Here is a 1,245-nt window from a genome sequence, read left to right on the forward strand (position 1 = left end):
GAAACCGTACACGGCAAGCTACAGGAGGCACGCGAAAAAACCGGGAAGCCTTGGGTGTTTAATGAAAAGCACCCCGGCAAGACTATTGTCTACGATGGCAGAACTGGGGAACCGTTCGATCGCCCGATCACAGTCGGCATCGCCTATATGCTGAAGCTGGTTCACTTGGTAGACGATAAGATCCACGCCCGCAGCACAGGCCCTTACTCGCTGGTAACGCAGCAGCCTTTGGGCGGCAAAGCGCAGCAGGGGGGTCAGCGGTTCGGAGAAATGGAAGTCTGGGCTCTGGAAGCGTTCGGCGCCGCTTATACTTTGCAAGAGTTGCTGACTGTGAAGTCGGACGATATGCAGGGGCGGAATGAAGCGCTGAATGCGATCGTCAAAGGCAAAGCCATTCCGCGCCCCGGTACGCCCGAATCTTTCAAGGTGCTGATGCGGGAGTTGCAGTCTTTGTGCTTGGATATTGCTGTGCACAAGGTGAATACGTCCGACGAGGGCAGCGAACACGTTGAGGTGGATTTGATGGCAGATGCTGGGGGCAAGCGATCGCCCTCCCGGCCTACTTACGAATCGCTTTCTCGTGACGAACTTGACGAGGATTAGGCATTAAAGATTAAAGATTAAAGATTTTTTGATTGGATTCAATTCTTTAATCTTTAATCGACAATCTTTAATTAAAATGCCTCAGCAGTGGTACGAACACTGTTGAGGCGAATCAACGCTCTAAACAGGAGAGACGCTGAACATGAATATTGTAACAGTTGTCCCGGGAATTCAAGGAGAAGTTGACCGGGCGACGGGCTGTATTAATTGGCAAGGGAGCAAGTTTGGCAACGGTTACGGGCGCAAGTGGATCGATGGCAAAACCGTTTTAGTCCACCGGTTAGTCCTCGAATCAAAAATAGCAGGGTTCCTCGGTTCCGGTTATTTTGGTTGCCATACCTGCGACAATCGAAGCTGCATCAACCCGGCACATCTGGTAGTAGGTACTGCTGCTGAGAATACCGGGCAGATGATTGGGCGCGATCGCAAAACTCCCAGACGCAAAAGTATTCCCGGTATTGGCATATTGTCGATCGCACAACTACGGGAAATTCAGACTCAATATTTATCTGGAACCATCAAGAACCACCTAGCAAAAGAGTATGGAGTACAACATGAAACTATTACTAAGATACTTCAGACAAATATTCCCGATAACTTCACTACAGTTTCACCCAATTTTTTAGGAGAAATTCAAGACAG

1 protein-coding gene and 1 pseudogene are annotated in these 1,245 nt (G+C 49.3%); both read left to right on the top strand.

The features are described 5' to 3' along the window. On the top strand, positions 1–603 hold a 603-nt coding region (locus QUA45_RS09405), incomplete at its 5' end, for a DNA-directed RNA polymerase subunit beta (RefSeq protein WP_445305296.1). Between the two features lie 142 nt (positions 604–745). After that, positions 746–1,245, top strand: a pseudogene (locus tag QUA45_RS09410) (HNH endonuclease); the annotation flags it as partial.

Origin of the sequence: Microcoleus sp. Pol12A5, assembly GCF_036701435.1 — a bacterium.
In the GTDB taxonomy this organism is placed as follows: domain Bacteria; phylum Cyanobacteriota; class Cyanobacteriia; order Cyanobacteriales; family Microcoleaceae; genus Microcoleus.